This window comes from Microbulbifer maximicatervae (SeqCode), assembly GCF_056232625.1.
This window is the reverse complement of record NZ_CP174324.1, coordinates 3,056,788-3,071,643: the sequence shown is the minus strand read 5'-3', so window position 1 is coordinate 3,071,643 and position 14,856 is coordinate 3,056,788. Positions and strand designations below refer to the sequence as shown.

14 protein-coding genes are annotated in these 14,856 nt (G+C 48.3%); 8 read left to right on the top strand and 6 right to left on the bottom strand.

The window, feature by feature from the left end; translation table 11 throughout:
- Window positions 1-165 precede the first annotated feature (165 nt).
- Window positions 166-699, top strand: coding sequence for a hypothetical protein (locus ACJJI6_RS13385; protein WP_444934884.1), 534 nt, complete (start codon window positions 166-168; stop codon window positions 697-699).
- Between the two features lie 92 nt (window positions 700-791).
- Here the strand turns inward: ACJJI6_RS13385 and ACJJI6_RS13380 are convergent, their stop codons facing one another.
- The 3 genes from ACJJI6_RS13380 to ydiJ all read right to left on the bottom strand — a co-directional run bounded on the left by ACJJI6_RS13380 (window position 792) and on the right by ydiJ (window position 5,550).
- On the bottom strand, window positions 792-1,196 hold the full coding sequence (locus ACJJI6_RS13380; protein ID WP_238152122.1) for a 3D domain-containing protein: 405 nt from the start codon (window positions 1,194-1,196) through the stop codon (window positions 792-794).
- Window positions 1,197-1,702: 506 nt separating this feature from the next.
- Window positions 1,703-2,440, bottom strand: coding sequence for a tetratricopeptide repeat protein (locus tag ACJJI6_RS13375; protein ID WP_444934885.1), 738 nt, complete (start codon window positions 2,438-2,440; stop codon window positions 1,703-1,705).
- Window positions 2,441-2,514: 74 nt separating this feature from the next.
- A complete protein-coding gene (ydiJ, locus tag ACJJI6_RS13370; RefSeq protein WP_475710822.1) occupies window positions 2,515-5,550 on the bottom strand; it encodes a D-2-hydroxyglutarate dehydrogenase YdiJ in 3,036 nt (1,011 codons plus the stop codon).
- A 242-nt stretch (window positions 5,551-5,792) separates the two neighbouring features.
- On the opposite strand from ydiJ, the gene ACJJI6_RS13365 reads away from it, so the two are divergent.
- The 3 genes from ACJJI6_RS13365 to ACJJI6_RS13355 are packed head-to-tail and all read left to right on the top strand — an operon-like array spanning window position 5,793 to window position 9,177.
- Complete coding sequence (locus ACJJI6_RS13365) at window positions 5,793-6,755, top strand: YbgA family protein (RefSeq protein ID WP_475710820.1); 963 nt, start codon at window positions 5,793-5,795, stop codon at window positions 6,753-6,755.
- Window positions 6,755-7,705, top strand: a complete 951-nt coding sequence (locus ACJJI6_RS13360; RefSeq protein ID WP_475710818.1) for a MerR family transcriptional regulator — start codon at window positions 6,755-6,757, stop codon at window positions 7,703-7,705. The genes ACJJI6_RS13365 and ACJJI6_RS13360 overlap by 1 nt, the downstream gene beginning before the upstream one ends.
- Window positions 7,702-9,177, top strand: a complete 1,476-nt coding sequence (locus ACJJI6_RS13355) for a cryptochrome/photolyase family protein (protein ID WP_475710816.1) — start codon at window positions 7,702-7,704, stop codon at window positions 9,175-9,177. The genes ACJJI6_RS13360 and ACJJI6_RS13355 overlap by 4 nt, the downstream gene beginning before the upstream one ends.
- Window positions 9,178-9,198: 21 nt before the next feature.
- Here the strand turns inward: ACJJI6_RS13355 and ACJJI6_RS13350 are convergent, their stop codons facing one another.
- The gene (locus ACJJI6_RS13350; RefSeq protein WP_475713456.1) at window positions 9,199-9,384 is read right to left on the bottom strand and encodes a CPXCG motif-containing cysteine-rich protein; all 186 of its coding nucleotides are present in this window, start codon (window positions 9,382-9,384) and stop codon (window positions 9,199-9,201) included.
- Window positions 9,385-9,538: 154 nt separating this feature from the next.
- Here ACJJI6_RS13350 and ACJJI6_RS13345 point away from each other — a divergent pair, with 154 nt between their 5' ends.
- From ACJJI6_RS13345 to ACJJI6_RS13335, 3 genes are all read left to right on the top strand, one after another.
- Window positions 9,539-10,012 carry a hypothetical protein gene (locus tag ACJJI6_RS13345; protein WP_475710814.1) on the top strand — a complete coding sequence of 158 codons (474 nt, stop codon included), beginning with the start codon at window positions 9,539-9,541 and terminating at the stop codon, window positions 10,010-10,012.
- Between the two features lie 191 nt (window positions 10,013-10,203).
- Window positions 10,204-10,644, top strand: a complete 441-nt coding sequence (locus tag ACJJI6_RS13340) for a YqaA family protein (RefSeq protein ID WP_475710813.1) — start codon at window positions 10,204-10,206, stop codon at window positions 10,642-10,644.
- A 34-nt stretch (window positions 10,645-10,678) separates the two neighbouring features.
- Complete coding sequence (locus tag ACJJI6_RS13335) at window positions 10,679-11,437, top strand: hypothetical protein (protein ID WP_475710812.1); 759 nt, start codon at window positions 10,679-10,681, stop codon at window positions 11,435-11,437.
- A gap of 47 nt (window positions 11,438-11,484) precedes the next feature.
- Here the strand turns inward: ACJJI6_RS13335 and ACJJI6_RS13330 are convergent, their stop codons facing one another.
- Complete coding sequence (locus ACJJI6_RS13330; RefSeq protein WP_475710811.1) at window positions 11,485-11,940, bottom strand: hypothetical protein; 456 nt, start codon at window positions 11,938-11,940, stop codon at window positions 11,485-11,487.
- 627 nt (window positions 11,941-12,567) lie between these two features.
- Window positions 12,568-12,864, bottom strand: coding sequence for a hypothetical protein (locus ACJJI6_RS13325; RefSeq protein ID WP_475710809.1), 297 nt, complete (start codon window positions 12,862-12,864; stop codon window positions 12,568-12,570).
- 671 nt (window positions 12,865-13,535) lie between these two features.
- On the opposite strand from ACJJI6_RS13325, the gene ACJJI6_RS13320 reads away from it, so the two are divergent.
- Window positions 13,536-14,735: a pyridoxal phosphate-dependent aminotransferase gene (locus ACJJI6_RS13320; RefSeq protein ID WP_475710807.1), complete on the top strand. Its 1,200-nt coding sequence runs from the start codon at window positions 13,536-13,538 to the stop codon at window positions 14,733-14,735.
- Window positions 14,736-14,856: the final 121 nt, after the last annotated feature.

Sequence of the window (14,856 nt, the reverse complement as noted above, 5' to 3'; positions counted from 1 at the left end):
GCGGGAGTTGTGGCAAAAGTCGGCTGACATTTGTTCAAACTGCTATGGTTAATGTGAGAAGGGAATCGCGACTGTGTAACAGCACACCCAATCACAGTGCCGCCGCGAGACAATGGTGGAATCCAGGTCTCCGGCGGTACTACCTAACCTGCGGTTACCCTCCCCATGAACCTGCGCTGCCTTATTCTGCTGGTGACTGTATTAAGTCCACTGGTATCCGCAGAGAGCATCCGCCTTTCCAATCGACAGCTGCTCACCACTGACCTAAAAGAAGCCCGACTTATCTCCGAATTGAGTGGCTATGCCATTGTTGCCGGGCGCCATTGTCTCGATTGCGACGAGAACCTGGCAATTTATATACAGAGAGTTGGCCGCGCCGATATGGGGATAAACCCAGAGAAAATTGGTATTGAGGCTGATCGCTATACCTATCCCGGCCGCTATCTAGATTACATGACCAAGAAACTGGTGGAAAAAACCCGCATGTTTTATGGGCTCTGTCACGAGGGGCAGCCATCGCTTTTATGGCTAACGGAATACAGGGAGGGTGAGCGCTGGGTAAAATCAGAATACTTAATATTAATTGGCGAGGATGGATTAAAACATCGCTATACCGAGAACCAGCAGCCGAGCTTGTTTTATATCGGAAATTCAAATTGTACAGAGCTAGAAGGGTTTTTAATGGAGATGGAACCCTGATTGCTTTTTGGTGGATTGGATATAAATTCTTTTAACAATAAAAAAACCCCGCTGGAGGGCGGGGTCACAAGCTCTGTTGAAATTAGGTCTAATTACTTTACGGGTTCAAAAACAATCTTCAGTTTTTTCTTGCCCCAGGCGCGGGCTTTCTTAATGTCTTTCTCCATCCAAACATCGATTCGGTTAGTAAAACGCTTGTTCATACGGTCGCGCACGGTATAGGTGCCAGGCAGACCTTCAATTTTAACTTTGGCGCCGTTAGTCAGACCGTGTTTTTCCAGGTCACGGGATACGGCGATAATTTTGTCACCGGGGCGCAGGCGGTTGTTCCAAGCTGCTACCCAGGGATCACTGTCAGTTTGTCCGGGTACAGAGTTGTAAGCAGTTGCGTCAACAATCATGGTTTTCTTAAGTGCTGCTGAGGCATTAACGCTTACACCGATAGCGAGCAAGGCAGCAATAAAAAAGGCAGTATTTCGCAGAGTCTGTTTCATCATGTCCCATTACCTCCAGGTCATAAATGGTCACAAGCCAAGGGCTGCTTGTGAAATTTCCAAGTTTGTTTGGAAATCGTTGATCAATATTTAATCAACGCTGGCTATATTACCGGCGAATCCTGAGGTATCAACTTTTTCCTGCAAAGCGAGAAAAAGCCGTATGAATTGGCGGGTTATTTACAGAAAATAAAAAAATGGCTTAATTTTCAGATATAAAGAACAATAAAATTGCGCTGTATATATTTTGTACAGAAGGAAATGGCCGGATAGAACCCAGCTCCTTGGTAAATGGTTTCAAAAGAGAAAAATTGCGTGACAGCGATGTCATTCTAAAGAGTCGTGCTAGGAGTGGTGGAGGACATTGCTTAGCATGACTGGAACAGTAAAAAATTCCTTATAAATTATTTGTGACTTATTCTCCATATATTGCTGATATGACAAAAAACAGCAGGTTTTAGCGGAAAAACCGGTGCGTCACATTAAAAAGTGCAGGGAATCCCCAGTACTTACAGCGCGGTTTCGGGGTTTTCCAGTATCGGTTCCACCTGGCTGCGCAGTGCGGATAAGTAGTCACTGTCTTCCTGGAGGTCCGGCAGCTTGTGCTGCATGTCCAGCTTCACCGTTTTTTCCAACCAGATGATGGCTTCCTCCAGGTTTCCCTGCCATTCACAGACTTGCCCCAGGTTGAAATAGGTGATGGCAAGGTTCTGCCATTCCGCCTGTTCGCGCAGGCCTTGGATTGCACTCTTATATAGAAGGTAAGCCGAGCGTAAAAGATGAGCTCGCTGAGTGTGCTCTTTCTCCGTTGCTGCTTGCTGATGGTAAGTGTGTGCCATGGCCGACCGCACTCTTGCGGTGGACTGCGGTAGCACCGCGCCGGCATCCAGGTAATTGAGGACCGATTCGAACTGTGCGCGGGCAAGGGGGTAGAGGTCAGGTCGCGCTTGGGCGCTAAATGCATTGAGCACAATGCCGTAGCGGTAGCGCAGGGCCTGTTGTTGATCCGGATAGTCGGACAGTGAGGAGATGGCCTTTTCGTAAAGTGGCAGTGCGTCGGCGTAGTTGCCCGTGCGGGCGTAGGTTTCAGCCTCAGTAACCAATGCCAGGGAGTGTTGGGCCTGGGATAGATGGTGCCCTAATTGTTGTTTCCCGGAGTTTGAGCTTATGGATATTGCTGCTAGCAATACGGCGATGCCAAGCAGTGCGTAAAACAGCATGAGCAGGTTTGAGAGATGTTTGTGCATAGGCACTTCCCGCAGGCTACTTTGGGTGGACAGTAAGAGACCCGGAGATATGGGCCCCTTACGTCAGTAAATGCCTATTTATCCAGTTGTGCCAGTAGCCCCTGTAGCGGATGGCGCAAGGATACGCCTGCAAAGCGATTGGCCTGGCAACGACAGGAATAGCCGGTGGCCAACTGGTTTTCGCTACTGTTCAATCGGGGCGCCCAGGATTGCTGGAAAATGACTCGTGAGGTCTCTTTGTGATCTGCTTCGTGGCCATAGGTACCGGCCATACCGCAACAGCCGAGGCTTTCGGTAGCGAGTTCCAGGCCCAGGGCAGTGAAAACATTTTTCCAGTCTTTCACCGAGGCGGTGGCATTGGTTTGTTCACTGCAATGGGGTAGAAGCTGGAAGCTGGCGGGCTCTATGCGGTGGCGCTGTTGTTCCAGGTGCTCCCGCTGGGAAGCCAGCCATTCCTGTAACAACTGGACCTTGGGGGCCTCATCGCCCATCAGCTTTTTATATTCCGAGCGATAAGTCAGGGTCATTGAGGGGTCGATGCCCACAAGGGGTATACCGCTGGCGGCGAGGTCGTTAAGCATCTGGCTGTTTAATTCAGCGACCCTCTGGAACTGGCGCAGGAAACCGTGCACATGCAGGGGTTTGCCGTTGGCGCGGTAGGGCGCCAGCATGGGGACAAAATCGAGCTGCTTTAACAAGCGCACGATGTCGGCAACCACTTGGGCATCGAAGTAACTGGTAAAAGCATCCTGCACTATCACCACTGCGCGACTGCGCTGTGCCGGACCCAGGGACTCCAGGCAGGCCGCACTGGCGACAGGCACACCCAGCTCCGCCATAGTCGCTTTCAAAGTTTTTTCCGATAACAGCGGGCTGTCCACCATGCCGAACAGGCGCTCCATCAGGAAGGAAACTGGCTTGAGTTTTAGTGGCCAGTTGTATAACTGGGGTAGCTTGGCCAGGTGTGGCATCAGGAATTCCAGCCCACCGACGGCGTAATCTTTTAGCGGACGCAAATAGCGGCTGTAGTAGAGTTCAAGGAATTTGCTGCGAAACTCCGGCACATCCACTTTTATCGGGCACTGCCCTACACAGGATTTACAGGCCAGGCAGCCTTGCATCGCCTCGTTAACTTCGTGGTTGAAATCGTACTCACCCCGGGTTTTTGCCAGGGAATTGATGATGCGCTTGGGGAGTCCGACAAAAAAGGAGCGTTCCCGCAGGCGCTGGGCACTGGAGACCGCATCAACATTTTTTTCGCTGAGCAATCGCAGCCATTCGCGCATTAAAGAGGCGCGCCCTTTGGGAGAGTGAATACGGTTGCGAGTGGCCTTGTAGGAAGGGCACATGGCATCGTCGGGGTTCCAGTTAAAGCAAGCGCCATTGCCGTTGCAGTGCACACCTTCCTCATAGCCCTCCCAGACCTGGGCGGGAATTTGCCGGTCCCGCTCGCCTCGGGTGGATACCTCGTCAATTTTCAGCAGCTGGCTGTCATCACTGGGGGTAGCTATTTTCCCCGGATTGAGTTGGTTGCGAGGATCGAAGGCGGCTTTGATTTTTTGCAGCTCTGGGTAGAGCTCGCCAAAAAATTCTGGTGCGTATTCAGACCTGACACCTTTCCCATGCTCCCCCCACAAAAGGCCCTTATATTTCTGTGTGAGGGAGACTACCTGATCGGTGATCGGACGAATTTGTGCGGCTTGCTGGGGGTCTTTCATATCAATTGCCGGACGCACGTGCAGCACGCCCGCATCGACATGGCCAAACATACCGTAGTCGAGATTGGCCTCATCCAATACCGCGCGGAACTCAGCGATAAAATCCGCCAGGTTTTCCGGTGGTACTGCCGTGTCTTCGACAAAGGGAATTGGGCGTTTTTCTCCCTGGGCATTCCCCAGTAAGCCCACGGCCCGTTTGCGCATGGCCCAGATTCGATTGACCTCGGCGTGCCCTCGGGCAATGGAATAACCGAAACTTTTACCTGCTTGGCCAATAGCTTCATCAATATGAGCGGTAAATTGGGCTAGTGCCTGCTCCAATTCCTCTTCGCTATCGGCGGCGTACTCGACTAAATTAATGCCCTTGACCGGGCGATCGTCCGCTGGGAAAAATTCACTGACGCTGTGCCAGACGATATCTTCCATCGCCAGCTGCAACACTTTGCTGTCCACTGTCTCGATAGACATGGGACCGGCCAGCATCAGGTCTTTGGCGTCGCGTAGCGCCTCTTGAAAATGGTCGTACTTTAAATTGACTAGGGCGACACATTTGGGAATTGGCAACAGGTTGAGTTTTGCCTCGGCGATAAAACCCAGGGTTCCCTCTGAGCCACAGAGAACACTATTGAGGTTAAAGCCTTTGTCGTCGCGAATATGAGCCAGGTCGTAGCCGGTGAGGCAGCGGTTCAGCTTGGGAAACTTTGCTGTGATTAATTCTGCTTTTGTACGCGCGATAGAATCACAGACTTGGTGAACCTGCGCAGAGCGTTTATCCCCGACACTAACTTGTGCCAGCTCCTCATCGTCGATCGGGGCCGAGTGCCAAACCTCACCGCCCAATAATACCGTGTGTAACTCCAGCACGTGATCGCGGGTTTTGCCGTAGACACATGAACCCTGGCCCGAGGCATCGGTATTGATCATGCCGCCAATGGTGGCTCGGTTACTGGTGGAAAGCTCCGGAGCAAAAAAGAGGCCGTGGGGTTTGAGTGCTGCATTCAGTTGATCTTTGACCACACCGGCCTGTACCCGGACCCAGCGCTTCTTAACATTGATTTCGAGGATCTGGTTCATATGGCGGGAGATATCCACAACCAGTCCATCGGTCAGGGACTGGCCGTTTGTGCCGGTACCACCGCCACGGGGGGATAGCACTACCGAGTGAAACTCCTCCCTGTCAGCCAGCTCGGCGAGCAGCTGCAAGTCGCGATTGTCGCGGGGATAAACAACGGCCTGAGGGAGGACCTGGTATATCGAATTATCGGTAGCCAGAACCGTGCGGCTGGCATAACTGGGGGTGGTATCGCCACGGAAACCTGCGTCCTTCAGTTCCTGCAAGAACTGCAAATAGAGCGCCTGAACCTCGTCGACTTCGCGCAATGCTGGAATCATGAGCTAATCCGTACTTTCCGGGAGGTATGGGCCGCATCGCAGACCGGGGACTGGCGATAAGAGTGCGCGCAGCGCTAAATCTCGGAATGAACGCGGCTTTGCATTGTAGCTTTGGTTTGCATTTGCGCAAGCCACGGTTACCTTGTTAGAGACTTTCAAAAACTTATACAAGAGCAGATCTTGTATAAGTTTTAGTGGCAGGCTATAAAAAAGGTAGGCCATTACCTGCACACTTTGTGACTATGAATATTCAATTCCTGCCGCATAAGATTCCCGTTGGTATCAGCCGCTGTGCCGTGGGTGATCCAGTTCGATATAACGGTAGCCATAAGCACAGCAAAGTCTGCACTCAGCTGCTGGGTAATTGCTTTGATCTGCAAGCTTACTGCCCGGAAGTGGCAATAGGCTTGGGAGTGCCCCGCCCGCCAATTCACCTGATTGTCAGTGATCGCCTGCGCGCAGTTGGGCGCGATGACACCAATATCGATGTGACAGAGGACCTTGAAGCTTACGCAGACGAGATAAGTCCGGAGGTCGAGCAGTTGCGCGGTTTTATCCTGATGCAAAAGTCTCCCAGCTGCGGTGTGCGTACTACCCCCCATTACAAAGAAGATGGTCGCGGTGTACTGGCGCATTCGGCAGGTCTATTTGCTGCACGTGTGAGAGAGAATTTCCCCCACCTCCCTATGGAGGAAGTAGGGCGACTGAATGCCAGCGATATTCGCGAGAACTTTTTAACCCGAGTATTTGCTTACGATGCCTGGCATCGCTATGTATCGCCGGATCCTCGACCCGCTAAAGTTATTGAGTTTTACACCGCTTATAAGTACCTCTTGCTAGCCCATAGCCAGTCTCTGACCCGTGCCTTGGGTCAGTTTGTTTCCAACTCTCGTGCGGTGACCCCCGAAGAGTTCGCTTATGAAATTCGTGGGCGAATTATGGATATTCTCTCCCAACATGCATCGCGCAAGGATCGAACCAATGCACTGATGCACAGCCAGGGGCATTTAAAGGGCTATTTAAGCCGGGAAGAGCGGGCTGAGCTGGCCCAGCTTATCGAGGAGTACCGGCAAGGGCATAAACCGATTTCGGCGGTGCTTACTATGCTCCGTCATTACTTGCCGAGAAGCCCACACCACTTTATCCACAGCCAGGTCTTGCTCGCTGCCGAGCCGGCTGAATTAGGTTTATGTGAATTTCGATAATGAGCGTCATGTCCGACCCAGAAGTTGTTGAAAAAAACTATTTTCCGATTCGAGAGATAGCCCGAAGGACCGGGGTGCACCCTGTGACCTTGCGGGCCTGGGAGCGGCGCTATGGTTTACTAAAACCCATGCGCACCAGCAAAGGGCATCGCCTTTATAGTGAAGAGGAAGTCGAGCAGATCGAAAAGGTCCTGCAATGCCTCGCCAGGGGCGTTTCCATTGGTCAAGTGCGAAACTTGTTAGCGCGAGAGCAGGACAAATTGGGGTTGCCAGCGACTACAGGCGATGGAAAAAACAATTGGCAGGCGATGCTGGATGAAACCTCCAGTCTTCTCAGAGACTTTGCGGAACCCCAGCTGCGCCGCCGTCTCGATCAGTGGTTTTCCTCATTCCCTGCCGCTTTGCTATTGGAGCACTGGTTGAAACCTTTGCATGTGCGGCTTGAGCGATTTCGCCTACCTGAAGCCCATGGAGCGCAGACATTCTTCTGGCCTCTGTTAAATGAACAGCTACTTCTGGCTAATGGTATGGCCAGGAAAAACCTGGACAAAGACAAGTCCCTGGCGAAGCCCCGTGTTCTTTTACTGGAAATTGGCGTTCAGGGCCAACAGGCATTTATACAGATGTTTATTGCGGTACTCCTTGCCGCAGGAATAGAGGTCGGTACCCTGGCTTATCCTGTGGGATTATTGGAGCTGGGAAGTACAGTCAAAAAACTGAATGCTCAGGGAGTGCTTTGCTATAGCCACAAGGCTCTGCCCAAAAATATTCTTGAGCGTGAGCTACCAAGTGCTGTTCAGGGGATGACTGATCCTCTGTGGCTTGCGGGTGATTTTATTGAGGTGCAGCGTTTGGCTTTGACTGAACTGAACCGACTCCCTTTAACAAAAGTACTTGCCGGAAATACAGAGAGTGCAGTTACACAATTGCGGGAGTCTTTAAAGCTATGAGTCGCCCAGTGACTTTGCCGCGTGGCCTGGTATGGCTACGCAGTGACTTACGCCTCAATGATAATTCAGCACTTTACCAAGCCAGTATGCAATGTAAGGAGGTGGCTGCTGTATTTATTGCCTGTCCGGATACCTGGCAGAGCCAGGATGAAGGCAATCCGCTGGTGGCTTTTCGTATCGCCTGTTTGCGTGAATTACAAGATGGATTAGAGGAGCGCAATATACCGCTGTACTTCGTTGAAGTTCCTACTTTTGCTCAGGTTCCAGGGGTTCTTCAGCAAATAGTTGAGCGCCTGAATATCAATGCTCTCTATGCGAATGCTGAATATCCACTCAATGAGTTTCGCCGTGATAATGCAGTAAAAGATTTACTGACAAATGAGGGGGTTCAGGTTCAGTTCTACAGTGATCGCACCCTGCTTCCACCGGGAGCAGTAAGAACCGGCGGAGGGGAACCCTACAAGGTGTTTACCCCCTTCAAGCGAGCACTGATTCAATTGTGTGCCGATAGTGAAGTAAAAACCTTGCCTAAGCCTCGGAAAATTTCTACCCGGGAAAATGGAGCACATTGGCCAAAGTGGCTTTCTTTATCTGAAGGGCAGAAATTAAGCCAAAAGATTCCAGCGCAACTGTCGACATACTCGATAGATAAGATCGACGATGCAGGCCTGATTAAAGGTTGGCAAGCAGGAGAAAAGGCGGCACTGAAACGGCTCAAGAAGTTCAGTGGAAAAATATCTGCGTATCAGGCAGAGAGAGACTTTCCAGCACTCGATAGTACCTCCTGCTTATCCCCCTACCTAAATAGTGGTGCTGTTTCGATTCGCCAATGTATAGCTATGGCGTTGGATATGAATGAGGGACGTTGGCTGGGTGGAGATGATGGGGCGGCCTGTTGGATCAGCGAATTGATCTGGCGGGAGTTTTATACCCATTTGTTGGTGGACTTTCCCCGTCTGAGTAAAGGGAGGCCATTCAAGCAGGAAACTGACCAAATTCCCTGGTCCTACAATAAGGGTCAGTTTGAGCGTTGGACTTTGGGGGAGACTGGGGTTCCGATAGTTGATGCAGCGATGCGACAGTTAAATGAGACTGCCTGGATGCATAATCGATTGCGTATGATAGTAGCTTCATTTCTCAGTAAAAATATGCTGATAGATTGGCGCTGGGGTGAGCGCTACTTTATGCAGCGCTTAATTGATGCAGACTTTGCTTCCAACAATGGGGGCTGGCAGTGGACTGCCTCCACGGGTACTGATGCTGCACCCTATTTTCGTGTATTTAATCCTTATAGTCAGTCGCAACGTTTTGATCCCAATGGAGATTTTATTCGAAAATTTGTACCTGAGCTAAAGGAGCTGAGCGACAAAGCCATACACGATCCACCGCCGACTCAAGGCTATCCTCAAGTGATTTGCGATGTGGGGGCTGGACGGAAGCGAGCCATAGAGGTTTTTGCCAACTTGAAGTGAATTTGTGCGCGACAATGCGGCTTAGAGCGCTTCATCCTCAGTATGAGCTGCGACAGATAGCTCACCATTTAAATCGAGTTCCACAGAGAAAACGATAGGTCTACAGCAAACTTGGCAGTCCTCAGTGTACTGTTGAGGCAAAACTGATGAATCAACCAGTATTTTTATGATTTCACCACAATAAGGGCAGTAAATACTTCTCTCCACTATTACCTCTGGCACAGGATAACTCCGTCTGGTGATTGTCAGATTTCCTTCTTTAGTCCATGCGAATTAATAGCATAACTATACTTCAACCTTTAGTCAGTCCCCTCTAATTGCAGAGTTACTTAGAAACTCCTTAAAATAGGAAGTGGTAGCCATGAAAATTGCTATGGCGCTGTTGGTTGTCGTATTTATTGTCTTTTCATCTGAGATCTATGCAAGCTCGCGCAGTGAAGTCTCTGATCTTATTAAAAATTTTTACAGCGCATTTAATAGTTCATCTCCGCCGAGTAGTTTGAAGAAGTACTTTGCTCAATCCCCTTTATTTTTTATCGGTGAGCAGCCGGGGTTGTCTAATCATCCCGATTTAATCCCCGTAATTATCGGCCAGCTGCGTAAAACTATGGATCTAGAGACATATCCATTTTCCGGATTATATATAGAGAAAATTTATGCTTCAAAAGATGGCTCAGCAACATCGCTTGTTGTTTTTCAGCGATCCAAATCAAAAGAAAGGAATAGGAAAGCTACCTGCAATATCTTGTCGATAGCAAAACTGGAAGGTGGCTGGAGGATTATGGGGTGGACACTGATTTCTACTTCGGATGAGCGGGTCTGTACTTGGGCCTAAGTAAGTCTGGGTAAGGTTATGAATTCTAAAGTGTGTTAACAAGGGTGAATATAAAAAGTAGAGGCTTGTGGCTAGTATCGCTATCACTGACGAGGCGGGTTGTTGGGATGTCCCCCTTTTTCGATTATAGTGGCGCAATTATAAGTATAGATAGAAGGAATACCGAGTTTAGCTAGGTATGAGTCGTCATTATGGGGTACTTTCTTGAGTTTGGATTTTTGGGGCTTTTCGTATCAGCATTCCTGGCAGCGACCATTCTGCCGCTAAGCTCAGAAATTGTAATGACTGGTCTATTGCTCCAGGGGCTCTCCCCTTGGATCCTGATAATAGTCGCCACTACTGGGAATGTAGCGGGCTCTCTTCTCAATTATGCATTAGGCTACTGGGCCAGTTTGGGTGTGATCAAGAAATGGTTAAGAATGTCTGAAGAGGAATTTGTAAAGACTGAACAGAGATTTAAAAAATATGGGGTATTCTCCCTGTTTTTTTCCTGGGTGCCCATTATTGGTGATCCCCTTACTGTAATGGCTGGTATTCTAAGAATTCGCTTGGTTTGGTTTTTGTTGTTGGTTGCCACGGGTAAATGTCTACGCTATCTGGTGGTTTACTATATGGTCTTGCAAGCATCTTGATGCGGATATTAAGTTAATAAGAGATTTTATTTGAGTGTTTTCACAAAAATTTGAAGTACGAAGAAAAGACGTATTTAAAATGAAGTCAGGCTCCCCTTCAGAGCGGCAGCCAATCGATAGTAGCTATATACTTGATTTGGTAGAAGTGGAACCGGGTATCTACTTGGTTGAGTATCCTAATGCATTTGGCACCTGGTTAACCTCGTTTCAAGGAAACTCCCATCTCCTGTCGAAAGTGGATTTTCTAAACCAGTTTAGTTTCTCCTTTTCTATTCAAGTGGGGAGTGATGGAGAACTGTCTTTAACCCATAAAGAAGAGGCAGCGAAGTTTTGCTCAGTAATTGAGTATGGGCTTGTTACACAAGGGATTGATAAGAAAGAATTAGATTTGTTGTCTCTAATAGAGCACAATATTTGTAATGAGGTTGAAGTAATTCTTGGTGATTACAAACAGTTTTTAGATATGGAGGAGGGGTTTTACGATATAGAGAATGGGGCCATTAAATGTAGCTCCCTATATATTGGCCAGTATGATGAAGGTACCTATATTGTAACTCTCTCAGGGGTACGAATGGCCCAGAGTATTTCAAGTTCAGATTTAAAGAGAGCTTTTTCTGATTTTGAACGTGGGGTTTTCCAATCTGTTGATGATTATAAAAATGTAAATCTAAGAGTAAAAAGGATTTTTGTAAGTACTCTAGGGGAGTTGATAGAATATACTAACCATCTGAGAGCTGATTCTAAGGTGTATGATAAAAGTCAACTGCTTGTGATTGAGAGGTGTAAGCCTTGATGGGTTTATACAGTTATGGCTTTAGATCGTGAAAGTGGTGTTTAAGGTTAACCTTGATAGCTATTTTTTAGTAAATAACATTGCTTAAGAATTTCCTTTCTCTGTTGTGGTGAAAATAGGTTTAAATCAACATGGGCTGAGTGGTTGTGTCCTGTTATGGAAATGGACTTAGGTGGATTGCCGTGTGTTTTAATTGAAAGTTTATCTGACATTGGAATGATTATATTGCCATAGAGTGATCTATAAATGATGTGAGTATCTGTGAACTCAAGGCTATACTCATCTACCTTTCCTTTTCCTGAGTTAAATATTATAAGCCAGAGTGTGGTCAGGACTGGGATTAGGCCTAATCCTAGTAGGTACATTTCTAGGACTTCCGTCTTTTGGGGGGCTTTAAATATATAAGCTAGTGCTAGGTATAGAGATAAAAGTAGACTGACTTGGATGGCCAGCCTTTTGAGTCTAAAAATAACCCCTTGTAATCTGGTTTGGATAAACTTCATATTTTATATAAGTCCTATCGCTATGTAATGTGGGTACTACAAAATCTCTGAAATTTTCTCCTCGAAAGAGGAGTGGTGGTACTTGCGTAGTATTTGAGTGAATTGTCTTATATTAATACAGTTCGTCGATTAATAGTCAAACCCATCCTTGATGAAAATTCTCAGGGAAGGGTAAGAGCTGAGTTTATCTGAAGTTCTAGTTTTTATCCGGTAGCACATGGGTTGATATTAATTTGCTAGTTTATATTGCTGAGAAGCTAAATCTCGTATAATTCCCTGAAAAAATACTTGTGCATTTGGTTCCGGTTAGGAGTGGCGGCATTCTACTTTCTCAAGGCATTTGTCAATAGCTTTACTCTTTATGAAAATGGCAGTATTGCTCCATTTGGTTGGTGCACCAGGATATAGACTAAAACTATATATTCGATATGGGCTTTAGATGCTCATCTGTGGGGGTTAAAGCGTTCCGAGAAGTCCTCAGATATGTATAAGATTTAAACAAGTTGTGATATCTCATTCGTATTTTTATTTTATTGATTGTTGATTCTATCAGGGAAGAAATACTTGGTAATTACTTGTCTTCCCTGATAAATATATCAATTTGTTTTGGTGAGGACTGCAGGTAATCTAGAGAGTTCCGAGATCCTGCAGTTTTTGTTGAATTTCTTTTAAATGTTCCGGGTATGCAGTAGAGGCTTTGGTTTCTTGTAAGAGGAGTCTATAGGCTGTTGGAAATGCTTTCTCCCGGGATGTCTCGATATCTGGTTTTACACCAGTCCCCTCCCAGTTAGCTTTGGTAATCGGATTAACTGCCTTGGCGATAGGGATTGCTATTTTATCTAATGAAGAGTGAGTCGCTTCCAGGTTTTCTTGCAGGACATAGTTGGAGGCGATCTTTTTCTCGATATAATTAATAAGCTCCAACTTCCTTTCCTGAGAAATTTCAGTGCCGATTGCCGTAAGTGAACAGGAGAGCAAAAGTTAGGTTAGTAATTGTTTCATCTTATCCATGATTTATATTTACTTATTGGTTTTCAGGTGTTAACGATAACACGCAATCAAGTCGTAATAGATAGTCTCCGAAGCCCAAAGCTGGTTAACATTAAGTATATCCAGAGGCGCTAAGGGGCCAGCTTTGCACCTATACCGGGATTGGAGCTTGCCCTCTATCTTTGAAGATTAAAGTTAATCTAAATACAGCGAAAACTTGAGGGAGATTGCTGCGAGCCAGGTGAAAGGGGGTATGGGGCGCGGAGGGGATGTCAAAAAAGAATATCGTAATGAAGCTTTGTCTATAGCCCTGGGATTTTCCTGGCTCCGGTTAATAGTATTCAATTGCAGTGGGATGGGGTGATACCTTGCTTAAGTTTTACTCATTACTCGCTCTCTCTGGGGCGCCAGGATCGACCTGAGTAACTGAGACTAAAAATCTATTTCTAGTCGCGATCCACGCGAACACACTGGCCGCCGCATTATCTGCGGGAATACCTGAGAAAAGCTCCCTCTAATGCGAAATTGACGGTCATATAGCGGCACCGATTACCCAGATGGTTGTTACCTTAGCCCCTATAAATGGCTGCTAAATAGTGAAAAACGTGACAAATTTTACCCCCAGGTTCAGCTTGCAAAGTGAGGCTTTGAATGGTGAGGACGCCAATGTTTGGGCTGTGAGTGACCGGGCTCACGAGCTTGCCAATAAAGGGGAGGACGTTATCTTTCTCTGCGTTGGTGATCCCAACTTTGACACCCCCGAACCGATCCTCGACTTTGCCCGCGCTCGCCTGGGAGTGGGGCGCACCCACTATTCCCCTGCCGCCGGGGAGCCAATGTTGCGCAGGGCTATCGCGGATATCGAGAGCAAGGTCTCCCCCCATCCCTGTAATCCGGATGATGTTGTTGTTTTCCCCGGTGGAACCAACGCAATCTACGCAGTACTTGCCTGCCTGCTAAACCCCGGTGAGGAGATTGTAATTCCCGAGCCGATGTATATCGGCTATGTCCCCATTTGTGATGCCTTGCGCCTCTCCGTAAAACGGGTCACCTGCCTGGCGGAGACTAATTTTGCTTTTGATGTCGACGCTATCAAGGCCTCCATCAGTGAGCAGACCAAGGTCGTTATGATCAATACGCCGGTAAACCCGACTGGCGCGATGGCTACCCCTGAACAATTGCGCGAGTTGGCGGCATACTGCCGCGAGCGCAATATTTGGCTGGTGTGTGATGAAGTTTATTCAATGATCACCTTTGCCCGCCGCCACACCTCTCTGCGTACGGCAGCGGAGTCGCTGGATAATATTGTTGTGGTTGATGGCTTGTCCAAATCCCACGCCATGAGTGGCTGGCGCCTGGGGTGGGCAGTGGCTCGTGGTCCCCTGGTAGATCGTTTGATTGCTTTTGCAGGGGCGACAATTTTTGGATGCCCTCAGTTCATCCAGGAGGCTGCAGCCTTTGCCCTGGAGTTTGATAGCTACTTCGTGAAGCAGATGCGGGATGCCTATCAGCAGCGTCGAGACCTGATTGTTGAGAGGATTGGCCAGATACCTGGCTTGAGTTGCTACAGCCCTGAGGCTGGGATGTTTGTTATGGTGGATGTCTCCAAGGTATCCAGCTCCGGGCAAACCTTCGCTGAAGCCCTTTTGGATGCTGAGCGGGTCTCGGTACTGCCTGGCGCGCCCTTTGGTAGCAGTTCAGTGAATCATGTTCGCCTCACCCTGGCGGCTGATGAGGCCGAGTTGTCGCGGGCCTTGGATCGCATTGAACAGTTCGTCACCAGTGGTAACCGCCAGGCCGGTTAGGCCTTTGCCGGGAGGCTGGTTGTCGCCAAATTCGCTTTTGAAGTGATGACAAGTTTCCCATGCCGGTGGCTGTAATGTTTATGCCACCGGCGAATACCGCTATCCTTGCCCCCTTTCAGAT